Source organism: Streptomyces sp. N35, assembly GCF_016464295.1.
Taxonomy (GTDB): domain Bacteria; phylum Actinomycetota; class Actinomycetes; order Streptomycetales; family Streptomycetaceae; genus Streptomyces.
In genome coordinates, this window is record NZ_JAEIMH010000040.1 from 29113 (window position 1) to 35374 (window position 6262).

At 69.7% G+C, this 6262-nt stretch carries 5 protein-coding genes; 3 read left to right on the top strand and 2 right to left on the bottom strand.

Translation table 11 applies throughout. The features are described 5' to 3' along the window. Positions 1-168 precede the first annotated feature (168 nt). A complete protein-coding gene (locus JAO81_RS22155) occupies positions 169-1812 on the top strand; it encodes a threonine/serine exporter ThrE family protein (RefSeq protein WP_233415749.1) in 1644 nt (547 codons plus the stop codon). A 45-nt stretch (positions 1813-1857) separates the two neighbouring features. On the opposite strand, the gene JAO81_RS22160 is transcribed toward JAO81_RS22155, so the two are convergent. Continuing rightward, positions 1858-2547, bottom strand: coding sequence for a DedA family protein (locus JAO81_RS22160; protein ID WP_199549697.1), 690 nt, complete (start codon positions 2545-2547; stop codon positions 1858-1860). 188 nt (positions 2548-2735) lie between these two features. Between JAO81_RS22160 and JAO81_RS22165 the strand changes: the two genes are divergently transcribed. Then, positions 2736-3104, top strand: a complete 369-nt coding sequence (locus tag JAO81_RS22165; protein WP_165332954.1) for a YbjQ family protein — start codon at positions 2736-2738, stop codon at positions 3102-3104. A gap of 61 nt (positions 3105-3165) precedes the next feature. On the opposite strand, the gene JAO81_RS22170 is transcribed toward JAO81_RS22165, so the two are convergent. After that, positions 3166-3924, bottom strand: a complete 759-nt coding sequence (locus tag JAO81_RS22170) for a MerR family transcriptional regulator (protein ID WP_199549653.1) — start codon at positions 3922-3924, stop codon at positions 3166-3168. 272 nt (positions 3925-4196) lie between these two features. Between JAO81_RS22170 and JAO81_RS22175 the strand changes: the two genes are divergently transcribed. Continuing rightward, positions 4197-5624 (top strand): glutamate decarboxylase, encoded by a 1428-nt coding sequence (locus JAO81_RS22175; protein WP_199549654.1) that lies wholly within the window; start codon positions 4197-4199, stop codon positions 5622-5624. The last annotated feature ends 638 nt before the right edge of the window (positions 5625-6262 follow it).

The following is a 6262-nucleotide window of genomic DNA, read 5'->3' on the forward strand; positions in this document are numbered from 1 at the left end:
ATTTTTTGGCGGGCCGGGGCGCCCGGCCGGCGCCCCCCGGAGCGGGGGGGCGTGGTCCCCGTTCGCGTATGCGGAATCCGGATGGACCGCCCGTTCACGGGTACGGGAGGGGCCGGTGAGCCGCTTCGTGCGTTCGTACGCATACTGGGCGTACTGGCCGTGCCGATGATGGAGAAGAGGGCGTTGACGGATCCGGAGGCCGAGGACCGCAAACCGCAGTCCGATGAGGCACGCAGTGCGTTCGCCCCCGTGGGTGGCGTGGACACCGTGCCCGCGCCGGAGGTGGAGCAGCCGACCTCGGAGTTCACGATTCCGCAGGGGCTGCGGATTCCGCCCGCGCCGGAGACGGACGCGTCGGCGTTCACGCACCCGCAGTCGTACCACCACGGGGCTTTCACGCCCGCCGAGGGCATTCCCAAGGTCAGGCTGACCAAGGACGCGCCCTGGCAGGACCGGATGCGCACCATGCTGCGTACGCCGGTGACGGACCGGCCCGCGTCCGAGCCCACGCAGCGGCACGAGGACGAGGGGCCCGCCGTTCCCCGTGTGCTCGACCTGACCCTGCGTATCGGGGAGCTGCTGCTCGCGGGCGGTGAGGGGGCCGAGGACGTGGAGGCCGCGATGTTCGCGGTCTGCCGTTCGTACGGGCTCGACCGCTGCGAGCCGAACGTCACCTTCACGCTGCTCTCGATCTCGTATCAGCCCTCCCTGGTCGACGACCCGGTGACGGCCTCGCGCACCGTACGGCGCCGCGGCACCGACTACACGCGACTGCAGGCCGTGTACCAGCTGGTCGACGACATCAGCGCCGAGGAGATCGACGTCTCCCTCGAGGAGGCGTACCGCGCGCTCGCGCAGATCCGGCGCAACCGGCACCCGTATCCCGGCTGGGCGCTGACCATGGCCAGCGGGCTGCTCGCCGGTGCGGCATCCGTCCTGGTCGGCGGTGATACGCCGGTGTTCATCGCGGCGATGCTCGGCGCGATGCTCGGCGACCGGCTCGCGTGGCTGTGTGCCGGGCGAGGGCTGCCGGAGTTCTACCAGTTCGTGGTGGCCGCGATGCCGCCGGCCGCGATGGGTGTGGCGCTCACGCTCAGCCATACGTCGACGGTGAGCGGCTCCGCGGTGATCACCGGTGGGCTGTTCGCGCTGCTGCCCGGGCGGGCGCTCGTGGCGGGCGTGCAGGACGGTCTGACCGGCTACTACATCACCGCCGCGGCCCGGCTCCTCGAGGTCATGTACTTCTTCGTGGCCATCGTGGTGGGTGTGCTGACCGTGCTCTATCTGGGCGTGCAGCTGGGGGCGCAGCTCGATCCCGATGTGGCGCTGCAGATCACCGAACGGCCGGAGGCCCAGATCCTCGCGTCGATGGCGCTGAGTCTGGCGTTCGCGGTGCTGCTGCAGCAGGAGCGCGGGTCGGTGCTGATGGTGACGCTCAACGGCGGGGTGGCCTGGGCGATCTTCGGAGCCCTGCACTTCGCGGCCGATATCTCGCCCGTGGCGGCGACGGCTGTCGCGGCCGGGGTGGTGGGTCTGTTCGGCCAGCTGTTCTCGCGCTACCGGTTCTCGTCGGCCCTGCCGTACATCACGGCGGCGATCGGGCCGCTGCTGCCCGGTTCCTCGACGTACTTCGGTGTGCTGTCGATCGCGCAGAACGATGTACAGGGCGGCCTCGGGGCACTCACCCGGGCGGCCGCCACGGCGATGGCCATCGCGATCGGCGTGAACCTCGGAAGCGAGATCTCACGGCTGCTGCTCCGGGTGCCGGGGGCGGCGGGCCGGCGGGCGGCCAAACGTACGCGAGGCTTCTGACCTCGGGCTTCCCGGGTTCGGGTGGTCGGCGGCCCGCCGTGGGGCTCAGCGCTTGGCGTGGCGGCCGCGCTGGGGGGTCACCGGCGTGGAGCCCTGGCCCTCGGCGTCGGCCTTCTTGGACTTCGAGCGGGCGCGCAGGAACTCGATGGCGATCGGTACGACCGAGAGCAGGACGATGCCGATCAGGATCGCCTCGATGTTCTGGTGGACGAAGTCGACCTTGCCGAGCGAGGCGCCGAGCAGCGTCACACCGACACCCCAGAGGATGCCGCCGATGATGTTGAACGTGATGAACGAGCGGTAGTTCATCCGGCTCACGCCCGCGATGATCGGCGTGAAGGTGCGCACGATCGGCACGAAGCGGGCCAGGACCAGGGACTTCGGGCCGTACTTCTCGAAGAATTCGTGCGCCTTCGTCACGTTCTCCTGTTTGAAGAACTTGGAGTCCGGGCGGTTGAAGAGCGAGGGGCCGACCTTCCGGCCGAAGAGATACCCCACCTGGTCGCCGACGATCGCGGCGATCGCGATCAGGGTGCACACCAGCCAGAGCGGGTGGTCGAGCTGCTTGGTGGTGATCAGCAGGCCCGTGGTGAACAGGAGCGAGTCGCCCGGCAGGAAGAACCCGATGAGCAGGCCCGACTCGGCGAAGACGATGAGCAGCAGGCCGTACAACCCGAACTCGTTGAGCAGAAAGTCCGGATCGAGCCAGCTCGGTCCGAGCGCAAGCGTCGTCATCACGGGTCCGGGCTCCTGGGGGGTGTCGTGGGCATGAAAGCTCGCGGCGGGGCGTGGCCGCCTAAAGCTATCAACGCAGGGAGACAGGACCAGGTTCCACCGGGGCCTTCCAGGATGCACCGGTGACGAAAAGGGACAAAGCTCTGCAGGTGAGAGGGGTGGGACGGGCGCGACGGAAGGGTCGGTGGATGGGAATCGAGGATTTCGGCGGCGGGCAGGGACCGCAGTCCGACGTACTGGTCGTGACGACCAATGACGTGCCCGGCTACCAGGTGCAGCAGGTGATCGGCGAGGTCTTCGGGCTCACCGTGCGCTCCCGGCATCTGGGCAGCCAGATCGGGGCCGGTCTGAAGTCGATGATCGGCGGTGAGCTCAAAGGGCTCACGAAGACCCTGGTCGAGACGCGTAACCAGGCCATGGACCGGCTGGTCGAGCAGGCCCGGGCGCGGGGCGCCAACGCGGTGCTCATGTTCCGTTTCGATGTGACCGAGGCGCAGGACGTCGGGACCGAGGTGTGTGCGTACGGGACGGCCGTGGTGATCACGCGGACCGCCTGACCGGCTGGCGTCCGGCCACAGCACGGCGAGGCGTACGGCACAGTGCCGTACGCCTCGTCGGCTACAGGTGACGCAGCGCGTTCGCGATCATCGCCTCGCTCATGTACGCGGCCAGACCCGGCTTCGCCTTGTCGATGTTGCGCGTGAAGCGCTCGTCCGCGACGAACATCTCGGCGAGACAGCTGTGGATCTCGTGCGTGCAGGTGTAGTGGTACTGGCAGATCTGCAGGCGGTGCTCCTCCGCCATGTCCATCGCGGCCTCGGACGCGGGCTCGGCCCCCGACTCGATGAGCGCGATCATCCGCCGGGTCCAGTCGTCGGCCTCGGCCCTGATCCGCAGCCAGTCCTCCTTCGTGTACGAGGACGTCTTGCGCTTCGACTCGGCCCAGGCGTCGGTGTTGCCCCAGCGCTGCTCGGCCTCCTCCTCGTACTGCTCGGGGTCGTGCTCGCCGAAGACCTCGAACCGCTCCTCGGGCGTGAGGTTGATGCCCATCTTCTTCGCCTCCATGGCTTGCTCGACGGCCGTGGCCATCTTCTGCAGCTGCTCGATCCGGTCGGCGAGCAGCTCGTGCTGGCGCCGCAGGTGTTCCTGCGGATCCACACCGGGGTCGTCGAGCAGCACCTTGACCTCGTCGAGCGGGAAGCCGAGCTCCCGGTAGAAGAGGATCTGCTGCAGCCGGTCGAGGTCCTCGTCGCTGTAGCGCCGGTGGCCCGCGTAGCTGCGCTCGCTCGGGGCGAGCAGGCCGATCTCGTCGTAGTGGTGCAGGGTGCGCACCGTGACGCCCGCGAGGCCGGCGACATGTCCGACGGAGTAGCTCATGGCCGCCGATCCTTTCTGGTCCGTGCTGTCCGGTTTCCCGGTACGCCTTCACCTTGAGTCCTCACGCCACGTGAGGTGCAAGCCGGAGTTTCCGTGAGGTTGCGAGCTGCGGTTTCCGCGACGTGCGAGCTGCGGTTTCCGTGAGGTGCAAGCTGCGGTTTCCGTGAGGTGCAAGCTGCGGTTTCCGTGAGGTGCAGACCGGGGCCCCTACGGGCTGATACATCTCGTATGCCCGTTTAGTGTGGCGAGGGGGACCACACTTGGAGGCGAGCATGTCCCTGCACCGCGGCGGTACTCCGCACCACGGCGACGAGCACGATCTGCGCCGGCTCGCCCTGAACCCCTTCCTCGGCGAGGCCAACCCCGTGAGCGGGATGACCGAGGCGCCGCCCCGGCACCGGATGCCGGCCGGGCCGCTGCCGCCGACGACCGCGTATCAACTGGTCCATGACGAGCTGATGCTCGACGGCAACGCCCGGCTGAATCTGGCCACCTTCGTCACCACCTGGATGGAACCGCAGGCCGGGGTCCTGATGGCCGAGTGCCGGGACAAGAACATGATCGACAAGGACGAGTACCCGCGCACCGCCGAGCTGGAGCGGCGGTGCGTGGCGATGCTCGCCGATCTGTGGCACGCACCGGATCCCCGGACCGCGGTCGGGTGCTCGACCACGGGGTCGAGCGAGGCCTGCATGCTGGCCGGGATGGCGCTGAAGCGGCGCTGGGCGAAGCGGAACGCCGACCGGTACCCCTCTCGTGAGGCGCGGCCCAACCTGGTGATGGGCGCGAATGTGCAGGTGTGCTGGGAGAAGTTCTGCAACTTCTGGGAGGTCGAGGCACGGCTCGTGCCGATGGAGGGGTCGCGCTTCCATATGGACGCGGCCTCGGCGGTGGAGCTGTGCGACGAGAACACCATCGGGGTCGTGGCGGTGCTCGGGTCGACCTTCGACGGGTCGTACGAGCCCGTCGCGGAGATCTGTGCCGCGCTCGATGAGCTCCAGGAGCGCACGGGTCTGGATGTGCCCGTGCATGTCGACGGTGCCTCCGGCGCGATGATCGCTCCCTTCCTGGACGAGGATCTGGTCTGGGACTTCCGGCTGCCGCGGGTCGCGTCGATCAACACGTCCGGGCATAAGTACGGGCTGGTGTACCCGGGGGTGGGCTGGGCGCTGTGGCGGTCGGCCGAGGAGCTGCCCGAGGAACTGGTCTTCCGGGTCAACTACTTGGGCGGGGACATGCCGACGTTCGCCCTGAACTTCTCGCGGCCCGGGGCTCAGGTGGTCGCGCAGTACTACACCTTTCTACGGCTGGGGCGTGAGGGGTACCGGGCCGTTCAGCAGGCCTCGCGCGATGTGGCGCGCGGGCTTGCCGAACGGATCGAGGCACTCGGCGACTTCCACCTGCTCACGCGTGGCGATCACTTGCCGGTGTTCGCCTTCACGACGGCTCCGGATGTGTCGGCCTTCGACGTGTTCGATGTGTCGCGGCGGTTGCGGGAGCGGGGGTGGCTGGTGCCGGCGTATACGTTCCCCGCGGACCGGGAGGATCTTTCGGTCCTGCGGATCGTGTGCAGGAACGGGTTCTCGGCGGATCTGGCTGCGCTGCTGCTCGAGGATCTGGGGCGGGTGCTGCCGGAACTTCGGCGGCAGAGTGGGCCGTTGGGGTCGGATGCGGCTGCGGTGACGGCGTTTCATCACTAGGGGTGCGGTTCGGTTGGGGGTGCCGTGGGTGGGGCGCTCCGGTGGGGGCGCTGGGGTGCGGTCTGTTGGGGGCGCTGGGGTGCGGTCCGGTTGGGTGCGGTCCGGTTGGGGGCTGGGTTGGGGTGCGGTCTCGTTGTCGGGTGCGGGTGAGTGGGCGCCTGCGGCGGGCGGATTTCCCCTACCCGCCCCTTCCCCAAACCCGGGGTGGGGCCCCCGCCCCCTTGGGGGGGGAACCCGGGGGGGTGGGCCCCCCGGCCCCAGGGTGGGCATCCTGGCTGGGGCTTCGCCTCGGACCCCTTGGGTGGGTAGCCCGGTGGGGCCCCATGGGTGGGCACCCATGGGGCTGAGCCCGGGACCTCATGGGTGGGTAGCCTCGCGGGGGCTTCGCCCCCTGCACTCCGGAGCCCCGGACCCCATGAGTGGGCACCCCCGCGAGGGCTTCGCCCCCTGCACCCCCCTGGGGCTTCACCCCTCGCCCCCACCGGGGGCTTCACCCCGGACTTCGGCGCCCCGGGCCCCATGGGTGGCACCCTCGCGGGGGCTTCGCCCCCTGCACCCCCCTGGGGCTTCGCCCCCTGCCCCCACCGGGGGCTCCGCCCCCGAACCCCGGCGCCCCGGCCCCCGGCACACCCAGACCC